Origin of the sequence: Bacillus sp. FSL R5-0443 (assembly GCF_038608285.1) — a bacterium.
Lineage (GTDB): Bacteria > Bacillota > Bacilli > Bacillales > Bacillaceae > Bacillus > Bacillus velezensis.
This window is the reverse complement of sequence record NZ_CP152013.1, coordinates 914,099-935,024: the sequence shown is the minus strand read 5'-3', so window position 1 is coordinate 935,024 and position 20,926 is coordinate 914,099. Positions and strand designations below refer to the sequence as shown.

At 47.0% G+C, this 20,926-nt stretch carries 23 protein-coding genes; 5 read left to right on the top strand and 18 right to left on the bottom strand.

Going from position 1 to position 20,926, the window contains the following annotated elements:
* Positions 1-197 precede the first annotated feature (197 nt).
* From NYE28_RS04820 to NYE28_RS04805, 4 genes are all read right to left on the bottom strand, one after another.
* Entirely contained in the window at positions 198-1,736 is a 1,539-nt protein-coding gene (locus tag NYE28_RS04820; protein WP_007408451.1) for a bifunctional GNAT family N-acetyltransferase/carbon-nitrogen hydrolase family protein, read from the bottom strand.
* Entirely contained in the window at positions 1,729-2,418 is a 690-nt protein-coding gene (locus tag NYE28_RS04815; RefSeq protein WP_003155347.1) for an HAD family hydrolase, read from the bottom strand. The genes NYE28_RS04820 and NYE28_RS04815 overlap by 8 nt, the downstream gene beginning before the upstream one ends.
* A gap of 127 nt (positions 2,419-2,545) precedes the next feature.
* The gene (locus tag NYE28_RS04810; RefSeq protein ID WP_007408449.1) at positions 2,546-2,968 is read right to left on the bottom strand and encodes a CBS domain-containing protein; all 423 of its coding nucleotides are present in this window, start codon (positions 2,966-2,968) and stop codon (positions 2,546-2,548) included.
* A gap of 130 nt (positions 2,969-3,098) precedes the next feature.
* Positions 3,099-3,494, bottom strand: a complete 396-nt coding sequence (locus tag NYE28_RS04805) for a DUF5365 family protein (RefSeq protein WP_007408448.1) — start codon at positions 3,492-3,494, stop codon at positions 3,099-3,101.
* Between the two features lie 109 nt (positions 3,495-3,603).
* On the opposite strand from NYE28_RS04805, the gene NYE28_RS04800 reads away from it, so the two are divergent.
* Positions 3,604-4,512, top strand: a complete 909-nt coding sequence (locus NYE28_RS04800) for an RluA family pseudouridine synthase (protein WP_076423787.1) — start codon at positions 3,604-3,606, stop codon at positions 4,510-4,512.
* Here the strand turns inward: NYE28_RS04800 and NYE28_RS04795 are convergent.
* Positions 4,509-5,105 (bottom strand): class D sortase, encoded by a 597-nt coding sequence (locus NYE28_RS04795; protein ID WP_039062837.1) that lies wholly within the window; start codon positions 5,103-5,105, stop codon positions 4,509-4,511. The two genes, NYE28_RS04800 and NYE28_RS04795, sit on opposite strands and share 4 nt — an antisense overlap.
* Positions 5,102-7,156 (bottom strand): 5'-nucleotidase C-terminal domain-containing protein, encoded by a 2,055-nt coding sequence (locus tag NYE28_RS04790; RefSeq protein ID WP_160222931.1) that lies wholly within the window; start codon positions 7,154-7,156, stop codon positions 5,102-5,104. Before NYE28_RS04790 ends, NYE28_RS04795 begins: the two co-directional genes overlap by 4 nt.
* Positions 7,157-7,348: 192 nt before the next feature.
* Here NYE28_RS04790 and NYE28_RS04785 point away from each other — a divergent pair, with 192 nt between their 5' ends.
* Positions 7,349-8,011: a spore coat protein gene (locus tag NYE28_RS04785; protein ID WP_160222930.1), complete on the top strand. Its 663-nt coding sequence runs from the start codon at positions 7,349-7,351 to the stop codon at positions 8,009-8,011.
* On the opposite strand, the gene NYE28_RS04780 is transcribed toward NYE28_RS04785, so the two are convergent.
* Positions 8,012-8,914, bottom strand: coding sequence for a hypothetical protein (locus NYE28_RS04780; protein ID WP_160222929.1), 903 nt, complete (start codon positions 8,912-8,914; stop codon positions 8,012-8,014).
* Positions 8,915-9,034: 120 nt separating this feature from the next.
* The gene (locus NYE28_RS04775; RefSeq protein WP_003155362.1) at positions 9,035-9,574 is read right to left on the bottom strand and encodes a YhcN/YlaJ family sporulation lipoprotein; all 540 of its coding nucleotides are present in this window, start codon (positions 9,572-9,574) and stop codon (positions 9,035-9,037) included.
* Between the two features lie 144 nt (positions 9,575-9,718).
* Here NYE28_RS04775 and NYE28_RS04770 point away from each other — a divergent pair, with 144 nt between their 5' ends.
* Positions 9,719-10,297 carry a hypothetical protein gene (locus NYE28_RS04770; RefSeq protein WP_160222928.1) on the top strand — a complete coding sequence of 193 codons (579 nt, stop codon included), beginning with the start codon at positions 9,719-9,721 and terminating at the stop codon, positions 10,295-10,297.
* A gap of 104 nt (positions 10,298-10,401) precedes the next feature.
* Here NYE28_RS04770 and NYE28_RS04765 read toward each other — a convergent pair whose 3' ends face one another.
* Positions 10,402-11,793 (bottom strand): L-cystine transporter, encoded by a 1,392-nt coding sequence (locus NYE28_RS04765; RefSeq protein ID WP_025284474.1) that lies wholly within the window; start codon positions 11,791-11,793, stop codon positions 10,402-10,404.
* 151 nt (positions 11,794-11,944) lie between these two features.
* Between NYE28_RS04765 and NYE28_RS04760 the strand changes: the two genes are divergently transcribed.
* Positions 11,945-13,024 carry a diguanylate cyclase gene (locus NYE28_RS04760; protein WP_012117154.1) on the top strand — a complete coding sequence of 360 codons (1,080 nt, stop codon included), beginning with the start codon at positions 11,945-11,947 and terminating at the stop codon, positions 13,022-13,024.
* Between the two features lie 16 nt (positions 13,025-13,040).
* On the opposite strand, the gene NYE28_RS04755 is transcribed toward NYE28_RS04760, so the two are convergent.
* Complete coding sequence (locus NYE28_RS04755) at positions 13,041-13,871, bottom strand: MetQ/NlpA family ABC transporter substrate-binding protein (RefSeq protein ID WP_043021369.1); 831 nt, start codon at positions 13,869-13,871, stop codon at positions 13,041-13,043.
* Positions 13,872-14,253: 382 nt separating this feature from the next.
* On the opposite strand from NYE28_RS04755, the gene cspB reads away from it, so the two are divergent.
* The gene (cspB, locus tag NYE28_RS04750) at positions 14,254-14,454 is read left to right on the top strand and encodes a cold shock-like protein CspB (RefSeq protein ID WP_003155376.1); all 201 of its coding nucleotides are present in this window, start codon (positions 14,254-14,256) and stop codon (positions 14,452-14,454) included.
* A gap of 90 nt (positions 14,455-14,544) precedes the next feature.
* Here the strand turns inward: cspB and NYE28_RS04745 are convergent, their stop codons facing one another.
* From NYE28_RS04745 to NYE28_RS04710, 8 genes are all read right to left on the bottom strand, one after another.
* On the bottom strand, positions 14,545-15,492 hold the full coding sequence (locus NYE28_RS04745; RefSeq protein ID WP_025284471.1) for an ABC transporter permease: 948 nt from the start codon (positions 15,490-15,492) through the stop codon (positions 14,545-14,547).
* Positions 15,485-16,402, bottom strand: a complete 918-nt coding sequence (locus NYE28_RS04740) for an ABC transporter ATP-binding protein (protein WP_337681272.1) — start codon at positions 16,400-16,402, stop codon at positions 15,485-15,487. The genes NYE28_RS04745 and NYE28_RS04740 overlap by 8 nt, the downstream gene beginning before the upstream one ends.
* Positions 16,403-17,119, bottom strand: a complete 717-nt coding sequence (locus tag NYE28_RS04735; RefSeq protein WP_342490319.1) for an ABC transporter ATP-binding protein — start codon at positions 17,117-17,119, stop codon at positions 16,403-16,405.
* Complete coding sequence (locus tag NYE28_RS04730) at positions 17,109-17,486, bottom strand: GntR family transcriptional regulator (RefSeq protein ID WP_012117149.1); 378 nt, start codon at positions 17,484-17,486, stop codon at positions 17,109-17,111. Before NYE28_RS04730 ends, NYE28_RS04735 begins: the two co-directional genes overlap by 11 nt.
* A 2-nt stretch (positions 17,487-17,488) precedes the next feature.
* Positions 17,489-18,256, bottom strand: a complete 768-nt coding sequence (locus tag NYE28_RS04725; protein WP_012117148.1) for a hypothetical protein — start codon at positions 18,254-18,256, stop codon at positions 17,489-17,491.
* Between the two features lie 119 nt (positions 18,257-18,375).
* Positions 18,376-18,747 carry a hypothetical protein gene (locus NYE28_RS04720; RefSeq protein ID WP_025284468.1) on the bottom strand — a complete coding sequence of 124 codons (372 nt, stop codon included), beginning with the start codon at positions 18,745-18,747 and terminating at the stop codon, positions 18,376-18,378.
* 12 nt (positions 18,748-18,759) lie between these two features.
* Positions 18,760-19,293 (bottom strand): NAD(P)H-dependent oxidoreductase, encoded by a 534-nt coding sequence (locus NYE28_RS04715; RefSeq protein ID WP_003155386.1) that lies wholly within the window; start codon positions 19,291-19,293, stop codon positions 18,760-18,762.
* Between the two features lie 24 nt (positions 19,294-19,317).
* Complete coding sequence (locus tag NYE28_RS04710; RefSeq protein ID WP_003155387.1) at positions 19,318-20,913, bottom strand: MFS transporter; 1,596 nt, start codon at positions 20,911-20,913, stop codon at positions 19,318-19,320.
* Positions 20,914-20,926: the final 13 nt, after the last annotated feature.

Sequence of the window (20,926 nt, the reverse complement as noted above, 5' to 3'; positions counted from 1 at the left end):
ACGCCGATTCTCTTGGTGAAGTTTTCCTCTTAATAAGAATATAAAGGCGCGGCATGGGCGAGTCAATAAAGCGGCGGCAATTAAAAAAACGCTTTCTCCCAGAAAGCGAAAGGGCTACAAGAGCATATCCCGAAACCGGGGCCGGTGCAAGTGTTTTTATAAAAAAACCCGCCCCTTAAGCGGAGCGGGCGTTTTTTTTATTTCAGATGCGTAATCCGGTAAATATCTTTGCGCCGGTCTTTCAGCTGGCGCACGGTTCCGTTTTCACGCTGCCTTCTTAAGATTTCAAGGTCCACGTCCCCGATCACGACCATTTCGATATTCGGATTCGTTTCACCGACGATTCCGTCTCTGGCAAATTCAAAATCAGACGGAGCAAAAATGGCTGACTGCGCGTATTGAATATCCATATTTTCTGTTTGCGGCAGGTTTCCGACCGTACCTGAGATGACGGTGTAAATTTGGTTTTCAACCGCTCTCGCCTGAGAGCAGTACCTTACGCGCAAGTAGCCTTGGCGGTCTTCAGTGCAGAACGGCGTAAAGATAATTTTCGCCCCTTGATCCGCGGCAATTCTCGCAAGCTCCGGAAATTCGATATCGTAACAGATCTGAATGGCGATCTTTCCGCAGTCCGTATCAAATACGCGCACCCTGTCTCCGGCGCTGATGCCCCACCATTTCCGCTCATTCGGCGTAATGTGAAGCTTATATTGTTTTTCAATCGTGCCGTCACGTCTGAATAAGTAGGCGATGTTATAAATTTTCCCCTCTTCTTCAACGAAGTGGGAGCCGCCGATGATGTTGACGTTATATTTCACCGCGAGATCTGTAAAGAGGCTGATATAGTCCTCGGTATATTCGGTAATCCTCTGAATGGCCAGACTCGGAGAACGCTCCTCGAGGAAAGACATCAGCTGCGTCGTGAAAATCTCCGGGAACACCGCGAAATCAGATCTCGCATCGGAAGCCACATCGACATAATATTCAACCTGATTGGCAAATTCCTCGAAGGAGTAAATCTTTTTCATTTCATATTGAATGACGCAGATGCGCACAGGAAATGCCGATTTGTAATAGCGCTTCGATTGCGGCAGGTAATCGACATTGTTCCATTGCATTAATGTCGCATATTTAATGGACGCGGTGTCATCCGGGAGATAATTCGGATTGATCCGCATGAGCGTAAATCCGTTCATCAGCTGGAAAGAAAGCACCGGATCATAAATCTGATGGCGCGTCACCTGTTCGACATAAGCTCTCGCCGTCATTTCTTCCGCATACTTATGATAATTCGGAATCCGCCCGCCGATAATGATGCTTTTCAGATTCAATCGTCTCGCCAAGTCTTTTCTCGCCTCATACAGCCGGTGTCCGATTTTCATCCGTCTGTATTCCGGGTGAACCATTACCTCAATCCCGTACAGATTCAATCCGTCCGGGTTGTGGTTCGTGATATAACCGTCGTCTGTAATGTCCTGCCACGTGTGGCGGTCATCATATTCATCGAAATTGATGATCAGGCTTGAGCATGAACCGATAATTTCCCCTTCATACTCGGCGCAAAACTGACCTTCCGGAAAGTGCGCGAGATGGCTGATTAAATGCTCAGGCTCCCACGGCTCCATCCCCGGAAAACAATCCTTTTGCAGTTCAATAATTTTGTTAATATCTTTCTCTTCCATATTCCGTATGACCATTTTCTTTTCAAAACGGGTCAGATCAAGTTTCTCAGACAATGCTGCTTCCCCCTGCCGGTTCGTTTTGATCGTTCAATCGCTGTAAGAGTAATTCAAGTTCCATTTCAGCCATCGATTCCAGTCTGTGATCGTACTCTTCAAATAACAGGGCGCTTGTTACCTTATTCGGGACGATGACACATTTCATGCCGGCCCGTTTGGCTGCGATTGAGCCGTTGACCGAATCCTCAAAGGCCAGACATTCAGATGGTTCAACGCCTAAATGTTCCGCAGCTTTCAGATAGAGTTCCGGATTCGGCTTCACTTCTTCTACGTCGTCAGCCGTCTGAATCACTTCAAATTCATCAAACAGGCCTAATTCCTTCAGATGGCCCGATACCCATTTAAAATCTGAGCTGGACGCGAGCCCCACTTTCAATCCTAATTCTTTTGCCGCGGCTAAATAAGCTTCCACCCCGGGGCGAGCCGTTTCCGTCTTCATCCGCTGTTCGAAGCGCCCGCGCCTGATCGCCGTCAGTTCATCATGATCGAGCTTTCTTCCCAGCTGCTCCTCTAAATATGCGAACGGCTTAAACCCCGCGGCCGTTCCGATCACCTTTCCCCAGACGGATAAAGGCAATGTTGAACCGTGTTCCTCAAACATTTCCTGAAGCACTTCATATTCATGGGTTTCTGTATCTAAAATTAACCCGTCAAAATCAAAGATTAATGCTTTTATCAATGGTTACAGCTCCTTTAGTTAAACGTACTGACCTATGTATACACTATACCGTGAATTTCTTTCGCGTTCAAAATGTAACATTCTGACGGAAAGAAGAGCCTGCATAAGTGCAAGCTCTCTTCATCCGTTACTGTGTGTTTTGACTGGAAATATTGGAAAGAGCCGCTCCCGCAGACTCATTTGAACGCTGATCAACCGCTAAGTCTCCAAGCGCAACGATCCCGACCAGATGATTTTGATCGACAATGGGAAGGCGGCGGATTTGGTGTTGGGCCATCAGATGTGACGCCTCTTCAAGACTCATTTCCGGGTTTCCGGATACAACTGCAGAAGACATCACGTGTGAAACAGGTGTTTGGCCGTCGCGGCCTTGAGCCGTTGTTCTCAATGCGATATCACGGTCTGTCAGCATTCCTTTTAATTCCCCTCCGTCAACGACGGGAATTGCTCCGACATTATGCTGGTGCATCAGCGCAGCCGCTTCCTGAATCGTTTGATTGGGAGAAACGGTAGCCACGTGGGTAGTCATTGATTGTTTGATTGAACTCATTGTAAAGCACCCCTTTCGATATTTATTATGCTCGGGGATTTGTCTCATTATAAAGGGAGTTAGAGGAAAGAAATTGTGGTATCATGTCAAGGAAGCAAAAAAGAGCCTGTCAAAAGGCTCTTTATACCCGTCAGATCAGCCTTCTGTGACCGCAGGCTTCTGATCCGGCCCCTGTCTCGAAATCATCATAGGTAAAGGGAAAATTCATTCCGCATTCATTCAGCAAAGCGCAATTTTTATCAAACAGCGCCCGCTCTTTGACATCATATACCGGGTGCGGCTTTGACAGCATGATATGTACCGTTTGCAGACAAGCCATAATTTGAAACGCTTCTTTTAAAGTTCCTTGGTAACGTTGGTTTTGTAATGATAATACGCCCCTTTTTTTAAAGCGCTGAATTTCCAGTTCGGAGAAATAAAGAGGAAAGACATTTTGAAACAATTCAGAGGAAAGCTCTTGTATCGCGCTTTCTTGTCCGTCAGTCGCTGCGTTCACAATTCTCACATCAATCACCTTTCTTGCCATGTGAATATCCTTAATCTTTATCAAGAATAGCACAGAAAAAAACGCGAAAGCTAAGGTAAGTGTTTCCTATTGAAACAGCCGCTTTCCGCTTGAAAAGGAGCTTTATGATATGAAACAAAATGACCGCGGTCTGGAACTCCTGATTACGGAAAAGCACGCCGGACAATGGCTGTTTTCAATCCTGAAATCTGAATTCCAGGCGTCAAAACCCGTAATTACGGAATGGATGAACCAAGAAAGCATTCAGGTGAATCGAACATCCCCGAAAAACAACATCATACTGAAAAGCGGAGATCGCTTATTCATTGATCTTCAAGAAAAAACGGGTTCTTCGGTGACTCCGGAATACGGAGAGCCGGACATTTTATTTGAGGACAATCATATGCTGATTGCAAATAAGCCGGCGGGAATGCCGACTCATCCAAATGAAGAGGGTCAGACCGGCACCCTCAGCAACCTGATCGCTTACCATTTTCAAATCAACGGCGAGCAGGCGAAAGTGCGCCACGTTCACCGTCTTGACCGTGACACGTCAGGCGCGGTCGTTTTCGCGAAACACCGCCTGGCCCATGCAATCCTTGACCGTCAGCTCGAAACCAAAACATTAAAACGCACCTATATCGCCGCGGCGGAAGGAAAAGTCACGCCGAAAAAAGGCACGGTTGACTCGCCGATCGGCCGCGACAGGTCACATTCCGTCAGACGGCGCGTCTCACCCGGCGGACAAGCCGCCGTCACCCATTACAAAGTGAAAGGCTATCATCCCGGTGCGCAGCTTACATTGGCAGAGCTTGAACTGGAAACCGGGAGAACACATCAAATCAGGGTTCATATGGCAAGCATCGGCCATCCGTTGGCGGGCGATGACCTGTACGGCGGAAGCAGGACGCTGTTTCACAGGCAGGCGCTTCACGCAAAAAAAGTCAGTGTCGTCCATCCGATCTCAGGAGAAGAAATCGTTGCCGAGGCGCCGATGCCGGCTGATCTGGCTCATTTTACCGAAACGTATTTTTCTTAAACCGGGTCGGCATATATAATATATCGTTTCGGCGCATTTCCAATGTAAGAAAACGGGTAGCAAGTGGTCAGGATCAGTTCCTCCCGCTTGTGCTGAAGGGTGATGACAGATGTATCATCCCGGCTGACGATTTTTGTACGGCTGATTTTATAAGAAAACGTGCCGTAAGACAAAATCACGTTCAGTCTGTCTCCTTTTTTCAATTCGCCGGTCCGGCGGAACACCGTGTCCCTGTGGCCGGATAACACAATTTGGCCGTGATCGCCCGGATAATAGCTGTCCTTATAATGTCCGACGCCTTTTGCTAAATCATCTGCGTCAGTCCCTTCCACGATCGGGAGCTCAGCGTCGATTTCAGGGATTTCTAAAATGCCGCTTGCCTCACCCGTTTCGGGGTGAAATTCTTTTTTGCGCTGTGTCAGCACAGCGCTTTTTGTTTCGTTCTTTTCCAAGACAGGTTCTGTTGCTTTTTTTGCTTCTTCAAGCGAATGGTTCGTTTTCATATGTGAATCAATGATCTTCCAGCTTCCGTAACATGTGATGATGATACCGGCGATGATGACGAGAAGCGGAATATGTTTCAGTTTGTTCATCGTGTGTGGGTTCCCCTTTTCTTTCTGAAAAGCCAATATACGCCGGCACCCGTGATCACCAGGCCGGCCAATGCCGTCTGATGGCTGCCCGCTGAAGTATCAGGCAATGGGCGGCCTTTTTGTGTGCCGCTTTCAGTCTGTTTTGTCCTTTGTTCCGAATTTGCGGCAGGCGCCGGACGGGATTCGGGAATTGACTGCACTGTATCAGATGCTGTTTCTTCTACGACAGGACGTTCAGGTTTTTTGGTTTGATCAGGCTGTTCTGCCGCATCCGGTTTTTTAGCGGGTTTTTTCGCTTGAGGTTTTTCTCCTTTATCAGGCCTGGTGCCGCCCGGTGTTTCCCCGCTTCCCGGCTGATTGCCGGTGTCATCAGGTGTTTCGGCGGCTGATGCCGTGCGGATGCGGCCGTCGGTTTGATAAGAAATCGGCGCGGAAAAGCTTTTGACATAGTCTACTGTCGCTTCCAAATCCTCAGGCCCCGTCACCGGATTCTTGCCGAGTTTCCCGATCGGACCGTATTTTGCCCCCGCTGCCGTCGCCATAAATTGATTGACTGTTACTGTATATCCTTTTTCGGGCTGTATGTCTGTCCCGTCCGCCATTTTCATTTCAACCGCTTGTCCGGTTTCCGGGTTCCATGTATAGGAAAATCCGCTGATGCTGTAATCCGGACCGTACACCGGAGAAATTTGCGCGTTAATGATCTCCCGCAAATCTTTTCCTTTGATTTCAAGCTTCGTCAGCACATTGCCGAACGGCTGTACATTATAAAGGTCTCCCCATGTGATCGCCCCTTTTTTTATGCCGTCCCGGATGCCTCCCCCATTCATAAGCGCAAAATCGGATTTCATCTTCGCTTTCATACCGTCGGCAATCAGATTTCCGAGCGCCGTGTCGCCGTCATTTGAATACCCGCCCGTTATATCATGGGCCGCTTCCCCGACCGCTTCGCTGATAATCGGTTTCACTTTCTCTTCATATTTGCTTAATATGCCTGCCGCAGCCGGGTCAGGCTTGATTTTACTTTGATCGATATATTGGATTTCCGCTGATTTTTTCACGATATCCTTCGACTCTTTATCAAGTTCAAGATCGGCGATTCCGATTGCTTTTCCGTATTCAAATGCCTGCACGATCAGCTTGCCGTCGATTTCTCCGTTTACGACTTTATGATTGTGCGCGGCGAAAATCACATCAATCTCTGAGTCTGTTCCGCTTGCAAGCTTTGCGGATTCTCCCGTGATTGCTGAGCCATTTTGTTCAGCAGACATATGGGCGAGCACGGCGATTGCTTTAATTCCTTTTTTCTTCAGGTCAGCGGCGGCGTCATTGACGGCCTTTACCTCATCCGTAAACGTAATATCTTTAATTCCGTCCGGGATGACCATGCCTGCCGCCGATCTGGTTACAACCCCGATAAATGCGACCGGAATTCCGGAAACGTATTTAATTTCATACGGCGGCAGAAAGGACTCCCCTGACTTCAGTTTACAGTTGGCGCAGACGAGCGGGAAATTTTGGCCGTCATAACCGCTTGTCCCCTTACCGTCCGGATGATCTCCTCCATTGATGATCCGTTTAAGCTCATTCGTTCCTTCATCGAATTCGTGATTGCCGACAGTTCCGACATCAAAACCGATGTCTTCCATCAATTCTACTGTCGGTTCATCCTGAAAAAGGGCTGACACGGGAGAGCTGCCCCCGATCATATCGCCCGCATGCACGACAAAGGCGTGTTCTTTCTCGGCTTTCGCCTTTTTAATGTACGCTGCGGCGTAGTCCATCCGCCCGAACGTGCCATCCGGTTTACCGTCTCCGTTAAGGTCAAGCTCATATTGCTGATCAATTTTTCCGTGCAGATCATTCATGCTGATGATTCTGAGCGGGACACGGCCGGAGTCTTCAGTCTGCCGTTCTTTATACGCTTTATCCATTCCAGCTTCATTCAGTGATCCTGCTTGTCCGATTGCTTCCGCATCTTTCACGCTGAACATCATAAAACAAACCGTCAGCAAACAGCACGTAAGACGCATACCCCTTTTTTTCTTCATTTATTTCCCCCCTGTCTTCTAAGAAATACGTTAGCTTATTTTCTTAAAAATCACATCATTTTTTTGTAAAGATTGTCTTCACTGGCGCAAAATAGTAAATAATCCCCACGTAACGAAACAGGACTTGATGTATAACGGATCGGCTTTTTTCACATCTTAATGATGATTTGACATGAAGGAGGAAAACAACCAGTGGAACAGCAGCAGAATCAGCAGCAGCCAGTAAATCAGGGGATTCCGGGTTCACCGCAAGTGAATCACGGAGGACATGAGCTTTTCGATATGCATGAAGTGCTGGCCGGAACAGTCGGCGTTTTGGATCAATTTATGATGCTCAGACAATTTATACAGGATCAGCAGCTGGCCGACATCCTTGACCGCCAGTATCAATTCATTCTCGGACTCTATAATCTGACGGCAGAATGCTTTAAGACAGGCCAAAAGCCTTCTCAGGAAACGTCGACATATATGATGAAGGAACAGAACCAGGCCGTCTACGGTATAAAACCGACTCAGCCGAAAAAACCGAATCAATCATTAAATGATGTCAAAGATCTCGGGATCAGCGGCCATATGCTCGGCCTGATTAAAGCTCAAGCTTCTCTCTTGACGATGAGCTCGCTTGAAATGACCAATCCCGTCACTAGAAGAGTGCTCTCCGCCCAAATTCAGCAATATGTCGAAATGGCGTATGAAATCTTCTTATACCAAAACAAACACGGTTATTATCAGGTTCCTCAGCTCAATGCACAAGATATGCAGACCATGCTGAATTCATTTACGCCGGCCCAGGGACAGCCGCAAATGCCTCCGATTAAAGGACAAATGGGACAGCAGCAGCAAAACCTCCATTGATTAAAAAACGGCGTTGGAAACCTGACTCTCCAATGCCGTTTTCTTTTTTTCATATGCTTTTATGAAATCATGTTCAAATTGTTTCAGGCTTTCTTTCGTAGCCGCTTCAAAGCCTTTTTCAAAATCCTGTGTTTCGGCGGTTTTGTTGATAATGGTTAAGATAATGCCTTCTCCGAATGTTTCGGTTAAGTCCTTTATCATATAGAAGCTTTGCAAATAGACATCCGTTTCATATTCCATACGCGATTTCTGCCATTTTCGGTCGGTCGTTAATTGATCAAACGGCACGACGGAAAATGCAATCGGATCAATGACTACATCATAATGCGCAACCCACTCGCTCAGCCCCTCATGAAACCAAAGCGGAAATACAGACGTATCCGTCCCCAATTGCCGCGTTTTTTGATGAAACGCATAGTGTGTATATTCATGTATAATCAATTGCTTATACATGAAAACGGCCAGCTCATCTTTTTTCAAAAGCTGTTTTTTCTCTTCAGGCAAAAGCCCCATCATCTGCTCCTGTTCTGAATAAAAACCGACTACATTTTTCAATCCTGAATATTGCTCCATTTCAGCTTCATCCGAAAAGAAAATGAGTTCAAGCGGCGCTGCACCTTTATAGCCGACAATGATTTGATTGATACGCTTTGCGTGGTCCAGCGTAAGCTTGGTCAGATCCAAGAGCGGCTTTTCATCCGCCGTATAATAAATCGCTGTATGTTTGTAAATTTCTTTATTCATGTGTTCAGTCACTTGTTCCTTCGTCGGAACAGAGCGGCTGTTTTGGCCTGACAGGATGTACATCATACTTACTGAAACGGCTGAACTGACAGCCAATATGACAAGGACTCCGCACAGGATCAGAGTGAATACCGCCCGTTTCCCCATGCCGTCACGCAAACAAGCTCCCCTCCCCGATCCTTTCATTTTCATCTCATTCTTTACTTTATGCTCAGGAGCGCTGGGTCGTGACGGCAGATAAAATAAAAAAGCCGCAGCAAATGCGGCTTTTCCATTCATTTATTTATTGGGGTTTGGGAATACACGCTGCACCATTTGGCCGAACTCATCAAACAGACCGGATACAGGATGTCCGTTTTGGATTCGTTTTCCGTAGCCTTGCATGCGTTCAACGAAGTCCGGGTTCGCTGATACATATACAGTCCGGACATGTTTATCGGCTGATTTCACCTTATCGGTAATCTTATTTTTTAAATGGTTGGCGATGGCGCCTTTTTGCCCGTTTGTCAAAACAACAGCAACATATGCGCTGTTTCCGGCAACGATCACAGTCGCATTTTTAACCTCTTTTAAATCAGTCACCTTGTCGGCGGCTTTATCAGCCACTCTCAGGTTACGATTGTCATTGTGATCGGTGTTTTGGTTATGACGGTTCACTGTATTCATATTTGTCGCACCGTCGTTAGGCGTGTTGCGGTAATTTACATTCTGGGTGCGGTTGTCATTTCGTTTTCCTTCTCCCTGGTTCCCCATACTGCACCCTGCGGTAATCAGCATCGGCAGAAGAAGGGCAGAGATAACTGCTTGCTTTTTTATCATGTGAATTCCTCCTTTCTCACTTTACGTATAGGTTTTTCTATTCGGCGGGATTTATGCACGCCGTTTGCATTCTGAGCGGTTTGGATAAATATCAGAAGGAAAGGGAAAGGTAAGCGTAATCAATTGAATGAGGAGGGATTTAACTTGTTCAGAAAAAAAAGCGGCATCAGCCCGACAGCGCTGCTGATCGGATCATCGATTCTGATTGCAGCTTTATCACCCGAAATCCGCCGGAAAATCTCCGGAATGGTTTCAGGCAGAATGCAGCATAAAGATGGCACACACTCCATGCAGCCTGCTGACCTGATTCAACAGGCTTTCAGCGGGGAATCCGGCGGACAGCAGCACGCAGACAAAGCCCGGCATTCACAAACCGGCTCATTGCAGCCTGCCGAGCTGATCAAACAGGCTTTCGGCGGGGAATCCGGCGGACAGCAGCACACGGACAAAGGCCGGCATTCACAAACCGGCTCATTACAGCCTGCCGAGCTGATCAAACAGGCTTTCGGCGGGGAATCCGGCGGACAGCAGCATGAGCAGACTTCCCGCAATCACTCCGGCTCATCCCATACGGACGGACAGGCAGACCGCAGCCGCAGTAAAGAAACTTCGCCGAAGCCTCACTATACCGAGCCGATTCACTTCGAAGAAAGCGCGGTAAATGTTTTAAATGACAGCACCGTGATGAATATGCTGGAAGAAATTGAACCCGGAAATCATTAGAAACGAAAAAATCCTTCATTCGTTCAACGATGAAGGATTTTTTCGTTTTAGCGCTCTATCTCATATTTTTCTATAAGAGAATGAACCATTGATCTGCTTTTTTGTTAAGCTTCTTCAGCTTCAATAACGATTGAGGAATCATTGTACACCGCGGTATCGGTTTCCTTCGTCATTTTACTTGTTAACAGCCCTGCGGTCATACTGCCGCTGACATTTAAGGCGGTGCGCCCCATGTCAATTAACGGCTCAATTGAGATGAGCAGCCCGGCAAGCGCCACAGGCATGTTCAAAGCGGATAGGACGAGAAGAGCCGCAAATGTCGCGCCGCCTCCCACGCCTGCTACACCGAATGAACTGATTGCCACGATGGCGATGACGGAAATGATAAATCCCGGTTCAAACGGGTTTTGCCCCACTGTCGGAGCAATCATCATCGCGAGCATTGCCGGATAAATGCCGGCACAGCCGTTTTGACCGATTGATAAGCCGAATGAACCGGCGAAGTTTGCAATGCCTTCCGGTACGCCCATGCTTTTTTGTGTTTTAATATTGAGCGGCAAAGCCCCTGCGCTTGAACGGGACGTAAACGCAAACACCATAACCGGAAATGCTTTTTTCACGTATGTGATCGGATTTAAACCGCTGAACGTGATCAGCAGCAAGTGAATGATAAACATGGCGATAAGCGCGGCGTATGAAGCGATCACAAACATCCCCAGTTTCGCAATGCTGTCGATGTCGCTTGTCGCGATCGTTTTGGTCATAATCGCCAATACCCCGTAAGGCGTCAGTCTTAAAATTAATGTCACGACGCGCATAATAATCGCGTAAACCGCATCGACAATTCCGCTGAATGTCGCTGCGTGCTCCGGCTGCTTCCGTTTCACGCCCAGAAAAGCGATGCCGAGGAAAGCGGCGAAAATAACGACTCCGATGGTGGAAGTCGGTCTGGCTCCCGTGAAATCAAGAAACGGATTCCCCGGCAGAAGCTCAACGATTTGCTGAGGCAGCGTTTTGGCCGTCATGTCCTCAGATTTTTGCTGCAGCTCCTGACCCCTTGATAACTCAGTGCTCCCCTGGTCGATATGAACGGCTTTCAGATCAAAGGAAAGCGCCGAAACAATTCCGACTGCCGCGGCAATTGCTGTCGTAGCAATCAAAATTCCGATGATCAGTCCGCTGATTTTCCCGATGTTATGGGTCAGTTTCAGCTTCGTAAATGCGCCGAGAATAGAAATAAAGACTAGCGGCATGACGATCATCTGAAGCAATTTGACATAACCGCCGCCGGCAATATTAAACCAATCGGCCGTTTGTGTCACGATATGTGAAGCCGGCCCGTAAATCAATTGCAGTGCAAAACCGAATACAATGCCTAATCCGAGTGCGGTAAAGACACGTTTAGAAAAGGAAACGTGTTTTTTTTGCATCACAAACAGACCTGCTATAAACAAAAACAAAATAAAAACATGTAAGATTACAAATAAATTCTCCAAAACAGGTAAACACTCCCTTGCTCATTATCCTTAAACACTATATTACATCAATTCCGATCGGTCAAGTAAGAATTGACAATATATGTATTTTTAATGATTTTTCTCTTTTCTTTCCATCCTTTCTTTAGTAACTTATATAAGGGTGATTGTTATGCTGAAGGAACTGTTTCTTAATTTGACGATTTTAATCACATTTAATTATCTCTTCACCGTTCTTTTTAAAGAGTCGCTTTCACATAAAGAAGACCGTCCGATGTTTCAATTACTGAAAGGGGCGGTTTGCGGGCTTTTAGGGGTTTTTCTGATTGCTTTCGGCTTTTCTTACTCCGATTCCATCATTGATCTCAGAAATATCCCCATTATCATCGCCGCTCTTTACGGAGGCTGGGTGTCTACAGCAGCTGCCTTTTTCATTATCGTGGCAGGCCGTATCCTGATCAATTTCAATGCCAGCGCCATTTATTCTATCGCCGCAGTCGGCATGATTGCGATACTTTCTGTGGCCGTATTCAGAGGAAAAAAGCCGAATCACAAAAATGCGTTCGTTATGCTGCTCTTTTCAAATGTTATTATCACCCTGACGCTGCTGTTACTTATGCCTGAACAGCCTGCCGGGGCCCTCGTTTATTTTTGGCTCATTTCTACCTTGGGCGGAATGCTGTCGCTGTATATCATTAAACACGAAGCCGATGCCCGCCTTTTGTTCAAGCAATACAAGTTTCAAGCGAATTATGATTTTCTGACGGGGATTTTTAATAAGAGAAAATTCGAGGAAGTCTCGCGCGTTCTGTACGATCGGGCGTCTCAATCCCCCTCGTCTCAGCTCGCGCTTATTTATTTGGATATTGATCACTTTAAGCAGATCAATGATCAATACGGCCATTATGAAGGGGACCAAGTGCTGAAGGAACTGGGGGCGCGCCTGAGGCTCTTACTCAGCAGTTCTGATCCGTCAGCCCGCATCGGCGGGGAAGAATTTGCCGTGCTTATGCCCAATTGCACGTATACAAAAGGGCTTCACCTCGCAGAAGAAATCAGGCACACGATTGACGCGAACCCGATTCTGCTGACGAGCGGAGATACAATTCCCGTGACCGTTTCCCTCGGCATCGCGCATTATCCGACAAATACATCGGACCCTCAGACATTGCCCCTGATCGCGGACCGGATGCTGTACAAAGCGAAAACATCAGGGCGCAATCAAGTGTGCAGCACTGAAAAAAAAGAATGATCGCCCGAAGAGGAAATCATTCTTTCTTTTCAGTGAGAAAGCCGCCCCTCAGGAAAACAGGAATCAGGCTGCCCTCATATTCTTTTTCAATAAACGCCGCGGTATCATCTGATTGATACAAAGACAGGAGTTTTTGCATCCGTTCATCATCTTTATCCTCAGCCCTGACGGCGATCAGATGAATATACGCTTCCTTCATTTGCGCCGATCGGATCAGCGCGTCCTTCTCCGCATGAAATCCTGCTCTTTTCGCCTCGCTTTGACTGAGAACTGCTGCGTCAGCATGTTCCGCCGCCTGATAGGCGTTCTTTTTTGTTTCCGTTTTTAAGGTCAGATGCTTCGGGTTGTCCTTGATCATATCAGTTGAACCCGGACCGGTGAATCCCTTTTTCAATGTCATCAGTCCGGCCTCCTGCATGAGAAAAAGCGCCCTGCCGAAGGCCGCCGCTTCACCAGGCACGGCAATGACCGCTCCGTCCGGTATATCCTTCAGCCGTTTATGTTGCTTGGAATACACCCCCAGCGATGCCGCATATGTCGTTCCTAAAGGAGCCAGCTTCTTTTTCACATGAGGCGGCAAAGATTGAAAATAAGAAACGGATTGAAACGCATTGGCGTCGAGATCCCCGCCGGCAAGCGCCAAATCGGCCTCGGCATAATCCGAAAACGTTACCAAAGAGAGCTGCAATCCTTCCTCACCGGCTTTTTTCGCGACAAACTCCCAGATCGATTGATCAGATTCATTGATTCCGATAGTAATTGTCCGGTTCCCGTCAGGATAATGACATGAAGTAAGTGACATGATCAAAATGAAAAGAAACAGACTGTTTATAAGCCGCAGGTTCAAGTTGACCTACTCCCTATCTATTTTTATGTACAGAGGCTGCACCATGGTATTCGGGCTCATGATTACATACAATACCGATTTAAAAAAGGGTTGTCAATTGCTTCCTTAAGAGGCTGCAAAGCGGTTTTTATCAGCTGAAAATGGGCTGTTCTAGTCTCAAATCAGATTTCCGTATCCGAGCGTTCCCCTCTTAAAACATGTTATTTCGAAAAAAGTTACATTTAGCAGTTGTTTTTTCTTCGAATTACTGGTAGAGTAAAGGTAATTATTTTTGTTCGAACTATCTTTAAGAAGAAAGTTTTGTAAGAGTTTTCGTCTTGGAAGTTTGTTTTAGAGCAAGAATAGTGAATTTAAGCGTTATGTCGCTTTAGGAGGAAATTTCATGTTAGAAGGTAAAGTAAAATGGTTCAACTCTGAAAAAGGATTCGGATTCATCGAAGTAGAAGGTCAAGACGATGTATTCGTTCACTTCTCTGCTATTCAAGGCGAAGGCTTCAAAACTTTAGAAGAAGGCCAATCTGTTTCTTTCGAAATCGTTGAAGGAAACCGCGGACCACAAGCTGCTAACGTAACAAAAGCATAAATTGTTTAAAAACCCTGCCGGTGTACGCCGGCAGGGTTTTTTTCATCTAAAACGAAAAGCTGTTTTGCAAAGGCAAAACAGCTTTTTATATCAGGTGGCAATATCGCGTTTTAAGAAGACGCCGAATGCGAGCGCCAGAAAAATAACGAAGTAAATCACAAGCATCACAACCGAAAATGTCATCGTCATCCCCTCTACTAAAGGAGTCCCGTTCATATATTGCGACAAATCCGTATTGGCGAATAAAATATATTTGGTCCATTCAAATTTCGTGGCAAGAAATACAGTCGCCGTGTTTCCCATAACCAATAGAAAAATAGAAAATCCGACCGCTAATGAGCTGTTCCGGAATACCGCAGACAGCATAAACGCCATCGTCGCAAGCATAAAAGCGGAGACAGATTCATAGACATATGTTTTAGCGAGGAAGGCGATGATATTTTGCTCAAAAACATGGCCGTCTTTGTATACGAGATGAACATCAGCCGCAGTATCTCCCCCTGTACCGAAAAAGACCAATCCCAACAGAGCGGAGCCGGCAAATAAAATCACAAGCATCAGCAGTCCGAACAGCAGCACCGTCATATATTTAGAAAGCAAAATCTGAAAACGGCTGAGCGGACGGATAGCCAGCAGCTTGATCGTCCCCCAGTTGAACTCATTCGCCACGATGCCTGCGGCAATGATAATCGTAAACAGCCCGGTCAAAACAGTCATCATCGAAGAATCAGCTACGTATGACCACACTGTGTACCCTGTATCCTCAGGGATGTTATGATCCATACGGTATTGATTTATCGCGACATTCTGTTTCAGGTTATCAATGAGCGTCTGGTTTCCGGTTTCCTTCATCTGCTGTTTCATTTCTTTGTTTTCGGCCTGGAGCTCCTGTTTCCAATTCGGATTGGCTTCGCTCGAGGTGAAATGGTTTGACAGAAGCGCAAAACCGATCATCGAAACGCCTAAAATTACAATCATAGCCCACGTGCCGACGCGGCTGAAAATTTTTATCCATTCATTATAGATCAGCTTAAACATATTGAACCTCCTCTTTCGTCCCGCCGGTAATCTCCAAGAAACGGTCTTCCAAAGATTTTGTCATGATTTTCACTTCATATAAGCGGATGTTTTCACGGACGAGCAGTGAAATCACATCAGGCACTTCCTGTTTTGACAGCTTGATCTCAATGCCGTTTGTCTTCTTCACACAGTCAAACTGACTCAGAACGGCAAGAGCCTCTTCTCTTTGTTCAATATGGAAGAAGTATGTATCTTTATCCTCTTTTCCTTCATCCCTTACTTTTTGAATATCGACAAGCTCCCCTTTTTGCAGAATGCCGATTCGGTCGCACATTAACTCCATTTCTGACAGCAGATGGCTTGAGACGATGACAGCCATTCCTTTTTCACGTGTCAGCTTTTTCAGATGGTCCCTGATTTCCCTGATGCCCGCGGGATCAAGGCCGTTTGTCGGTTCATCCAGAATCAGCACCTTAGGATTATGCAGCAGGCTTTGGGCGAGGCCGAGACGCTGTCTCATTCCGAGAGAGTAGGTTTTTACTTTGTCATGTATTCTGTCCTGCAACCCGACGAGCTCGATGACCTCATCTATTTTTTCTTTCGTAACGCCTTTTACCATCCTTGCGTACTGCTGTAAATTTTTATAACCGCTCAGGAATTTGTACAGCTCCGGGTTTTCCACGATGGCTCCGACGTGCCTGACCGCTTTTGCATAGTTTTTCGTAATGGATTCCCCGCAGATTACGATGTCTCCCTGAGACAGTTTCATTAATCCGACCATCATTCTGATTGTAGTGGTTTTCCCCGCTCCGTTCGGCCCTAGAAACCCAAACACTTCGCCCGCCCGGACGGAGAAGCTCAGATCATGAATAATCGTTCGTCCTTTTATCGTTTTCTTTACCTGTTGCAGTTCTAATACCTTTTCCAATTAGAATCCCCCTTCTATTTCGTGCGCCTGCATGACGCTTCTGTACCATTGCAGCACGGACATTCCTTCCTGTTCCCGAATTTCTTCGACCTCGCGCCGTTCAGCGATTTTCCCTTTTATGAAAACCATCACTTCGTCTAACAGCGTCTCAATCTCGCCGATCTCATGCGTGGCGATGACGACGATCTGGCTGTCAAAATCAATATAAGATACGAGACTGTTGACAATCGATTCTCTGACCGCCGGATCAAGACCTGAAAACGGCTCATCCAGCAGAATGACGGATGCTTTTCTCGACAGGGCCAAAACGATTTTCAGCCTGCCCCGGCTGCCTTTGGACAGCTCTTTTATCTTCTGCCCCGCTGAAAGATTCATTTCCGTTAATAGGTTATGTGCTTTTTCCAGCTGAAAATCCGGGAATTGCGAATAATAAAATGTGAGCATATCACCGACGGTCGTCCGGGCGAAAAACATATCATGTTCGGTTAAATAAGCCGTACGAAACAGCATGTTCCTGCTTACTGCGCAGTCTCCGATCCGGACGGCGCCCGAGGTCGGGAACGCAAGCCCGGCAAGCATTTTAAGCGTTGTTGATTTACCGCTTCCGTTCGGCCCTAAAATTCCGTAGATTTTACCCGGAGACAATGAAAATGATACATCGCTGACCGCGAGCCTGCGGCCGTATTTTTTTGTTACGCGTTCAAAATCAAGATTCATCGTTTGCTTCCTCCGCATATTGTTTGATCCCGTCGATCATTTCCTCAGGAGATAACCCCAGCTCCGCCATTTCCTGAATAAAGCGTTTGAAAACGTCTTTAGTCAGCCTGTCTTTCAGCTCCGCTTTCAGATCGGACCTTTCCGCTATAAAGGTTCCCTGTCCTCTTCTCGTCTCCACGATCCCCAGCCTTTCCATTTCACTGTACGTTCTTTGTATCGTATTCGGATTCACTTTCATCTGTACGGCCATCTCCCTTACGGACGGCAGTTTGTCCCCCGGTGAAAGCTCACTTCGGATCAGCCGGTAATATACACGATCGGCAATCTGCAGATAAATCGGCTTGGATGACTGAAATTCATTCTCCATCATTACACCTCAACCTTTCGATTCAGCAGCATAGAGGCCAGTGCGAGACAGAGCGCCGCAAGCACGATCACTGCCAGGAAGCTGAAAAGCGAGATGTGGACGGCCTTCAGCTCCACCGTCCAGCCGGTCAATTTTGTATAGTGAAAATCAAAATCCGCATACACTTTTACCGGCCATAAATCATGTTGAGATGAAGTGAAAGGCGTAATGATTTTATCGTCAATATAGGTCCAGACAAACGCAAGCACGATGCAGATCACCCAACGGAGGACGGGAACATGTTTTAATGAGTGAAAAACAGTCCAAAAGACGGCCACGATCACAGATAAATACGCTGAACTGATCAGCAGGTAAGCATTCAGTCCGGTTAATGTGCCGGCCAGGGGAATGGTGTGTTCCAGCGCTCCTTTTGCAGAAAGCATCCGGTACATCCAAATGCCGTAACCGGTCAGCGCCAGCTGCCCGATCAACTGATACAGCAGTGAGGCCGTCAGCTTGGAAGCCAGCAGATAAAACCCTCCATTCGGATTGTAAAGCCACAGCTGATTTTTTCCTTCTTTATGAAGGTGATAGTACATAAAAAGCGGCGCTACAAGAAATTGAAAAAACCCCATTGCCGTAAAAAAGCCGAAAATGACGAGCGGTTCTTTCTGACGGGCAGCGATGACATGGGCTGCAAACGCCCAGCAAATCATGCCGCAAAGCCACACCGCGAGCCAAATCCATGAAACTTTCGCATCTTTTTTCAGCAAACCTAAAAACGATGTCATTCTTTCTCTCTCCATTCGGATCAAGTGTATGAGTAACATAGTACACTAGATCATCATGTATTACAATATCTTCAATAAAAAAAAGACAAATCCGCTCTTACGCAGATTTGCCTTTTCAATTACTTCTTTTTGTTTTTTAAGGAGAGCAGCGCATCACGATAGCTGCTATCCTGCATTTTGCCGCCGCTATCAGGATCGTTTGGTTCCTGATCCGTCTCAGAAGTCTTAAACTTCTGAAGCGCCTGACGGTACACATCATCGCCCATTGTATTCTTTTTCTCACGGGGAGATTCAGATTTTACAACGACTGGAGCATGCTCGGCTGAGCGCTCCTCGGCCGGATCATGCTTTTCCGGCTGTTCGGCTGTAGTGCCGATCGCTTCTCTCTTTTCTTCTTTGACATTCTGTCCTGCAGAAGTGCTGCGGACATTGAATGTGATAAGAAGTGCAATCACAATGACAGCAGCAATAACCGCTATAATAATGGCCATATAACCCTCTCCTTACTGTCGTCCGGCAGTTAGATTACCTGTGACTTGGCTGACACGTCTGCCAAGCGCACGGCCTAATTGAAGGCCTTCTTCCGTCATCAGCACATCGCTGTCAACCGGGCATGTGACGCCCGCGCCGTAGTAAGAGCCGTACAGCGCGTTTTCAGGAACGTTGCCAGGAAGTCCGACAACAATCATGCCTTGGTGAAACATAGGAGTGATCAGATTGTGCATTGTCATTTCTAATCCGCCATGTGTTGTCGCCGTCGTACAGAATACGGCGCCGACTTTATCAATCAGCTCGCCTTCAGCCCACAGATAGCCGAGTCTGTCGATCCACGCTTTTAAGCCTGAACTGATGGTGCCAAAGTGTCCCGGGCATCCCCAGATAATGGCATCCATGTCTTTCAGCTTGCGGATGTCTGCTTGATCGACATGGTCGATCAGGACTTCAGCCTCAGCGTTTTCTCGTGCTCCTTCGGCAATGGCTTCAGCAAGGTGTTTTGTATGTTCGCCTTCACTATCGTACACTACGTAAATTTTCATTCAGGAAACCTCCCATTCAGATGATTAAGATTCCTTCACTTCTTTAGGGGCCGGAAGCAATGACAGCTCCTCTTTTTTCTTCGCCCGCTGTTTGTCTTTCCGTACGTCACGCAAGAACAGGCTCAGGACTACGCCGATAACCGCAAAGATCGTCGCCCACATAAACGCGTCATTAATCCCCATAACGTTGGAATTAAGTGAAGCTGTTTTGTAGAGATAAGAATAAACGGTTTGTTTCGCCGCATCAAGCGACATGTTCATGTTGACCATTAAATTCGAAACCGCGCTTTGGAACGACTGCATGAAGCTTGGATCAGCCGTGCTTGTTTTATCCGCAATCTGCGAATAGTGCATTGTCGTACGGTTCGTATAAATCGTTGTGATCAAACTTGTTCCGATTGAACCGCTGATCTGGCGGAGCGTGTTGCTCATCGCCGTGCCGTGGCTGTTCAACCGTGCCGGAAGCTGGTTCATTCCGGCTGTCATAACAGGCATCATTAACAGTGACATACCGAATGCGCGGATGGCATAGACAAGCATAATGTGCGTGTAAGGTGTGTCAATTGTCAATTTTGTGTACTGGAATGTCGTTGCGACCGTGATGACCAGCCCGATAATCGCAAGCGGTCTTGGACCGATTTTGTCAAACAGAATACCGGAAATCGGCGACATGATCAGCATGACAATCGCGCCCGGCAATAGCAAGAGGCCCGATTGCAGCGCCGTAAAGCCGACTAAGTTCTGCAGGTAAATCGGAAGCAGGAACATTCCTGTGTAAAGCGCAACGGTAATAATGATGTTAATTACACTGGAAAGTGAGAAAATATCATATTTAAATACCCGGAAGTCGAGCATCGGTTTTTCAGAGCGCAATTGCTGAATGACAAACGCGGCAATCGCGATGACACCGACAATGACGGTAGACAGCACGATCGGATCTCCCCAGCCGTCGCTGCCCGCTTCACTGACTCCGTAAAGCAATGAGGCAAATCCGACAATGGATAGAATCGCACCCAAGCTGTCGAGTTTGATTTTTTGCGGTTCCACCAAGTTCTTAAAGAGGAAGAACGCTATGATAATAACGATTGCCCCGATCGGAACAAGGCCGTAGAACATAATGCGCCATGTGTAATGCTCGATGATCCAGCCGGAAAGAGTCGGTCCGACCGCCGGAGCAAACATCATCGCAAGACCGAAAATCCCCATTCCTTTCCCCCTGCTTTCAGGCGGGAAGATAAGCAGAATGGTTGTCATGACCAGCGGCTGCAGGATACCGCCGCCGACCGCCTGAATTAACCGGCCGATCAGCATGGTTGAGAAGTTAGGCGCGATTCCGCAGACTAACGTTCCCGCTGTAAAACAGAACATGGCTACGAGAAAGAGGCTTCTCTGTCCGAACCGGGTAATTAAGAACGCAGATAACGGAATCAAAACACCGTTGACCAGCATGTATCCGGTCGTAAGCCACTGAATCGTCGTCGCACTCACACCGAACTCGGTCATTAAGTGCGGCATCGCCACGTTAAGAAGCGTTTGGTTCAAGATCGCCAGGAATAACCCGGCCATAAGCACAATAAGCAATGTTTTAGGACTTTTTACTTGATTATCTGATTTAGCCACCTAAGACAACCTC

What these genes read in the sequence shown, in the direction of transcription:
- NYE28_RS04810 (WP_007408449.1), bottom strand. Translation starts at nt 2,968, where the DNA reads ATGAGTTCAATCAAACAATCAATGACTACCCACGTGGCTACCGTTTCT.
- NYE28_RS04805 (WP_007408448.1), bottom strand. Translation starts at nt 3,494, where the DNA reads ATGGCAAGAAAGGTGATTGATGTGAGAATTGTGAACGCAGCGACTGAC.
- NYE28_RS04800 (WP_076423787.1), top strand. Translation starts at nt 3,604, where the DNA reads ATGAAACAAAATGACCGCGGTCTGGAACTCCTGATTACGGAAAAGCAC.
- NYE28_RS04795 (WP_039062837.1), bottom strand. Translation starts at nt 5,105, where the DNA reads ATGAACAAACTGAAACATATTCCGCTTCTCGTCATCATCGCCGGTATC.
- NYE28_RS04790 (WP_160222931.1), bottom strand. Translation starts at nt 7,156, where the DNA reads ATGAAGAAAAAAAGGGGTATGCGTCTTACGTGCTGTTTGCTGACGGTT.
- NYE28_RS04775 (WP_003155362.1), bottom strand. Translation starts at nt 9,574, where the DNA reads ATGATAAAAAAGCAAGCAGTTATCTCTGCCCTTCTTCTGCCGATGCTG.
- NYE28_RS04760 (WP_012117154.1), top strand. Translation starts at nt 11,945, where the DNA reads ATGCTGAAGGAACTGTTTCTTAATTTGACGATTTTAATCACATTTAAT.
- cspB (WP_003155376.1), top strand. Translation starts at nt 14,254, where the DNA reads ATGTTAGAAGGTAAAGTAAAATGGTTCAACTCTGAAAAAGGATTCGGA.
- NYE28_RS04745 (WP_025284471.1), bottom strand. Translation starts at nt 15,492, where the DNA reads ATGTTTAAGCTGATCTATAATGAATGGATAAAAATTTTCAGCCGCGTC.
- NYE28_RS04735 (WP_342490319.1), bottom strand. Translation starts at nt 17,119, where the DNA reads ATGAATCTTGATTTTGAACGCGTAACAAAAAAATACGGCCGCAGGCTC.
- NYE28_RS04730 (WP_012117149.1), bottom strand. Translation starts at nt 17,486, where the DNA reads ATGGAGAATGAATTTCAGTCATCCAAGCCGATTTATCTGCAGATTGCC.
- NYE28_RS04725 (WP_012117148.1), bottom strand. Translation starts at nt 18,256, where the DNA reads ATGACATCGTTTTTAGGTTTGCTGAAAAAAGATGCGAAAGTTTCATGG.
- NYE28_RS04720 (WP_025284468.1), bottom strand. Translation starts at nt 18,747, where the DNA reads ATGGCCATTATTATAGCGGTTATTGCTGCTGTCATTGTGATTGCACTT.
- NYE28_RS04715 (WP_003155386.1), bottom strand. Translation starts at nt 19,293, where the DNA reads ATGAAAATTTACGTAGTGTACGATAGTGAAGGCGAACATACAAAACAC.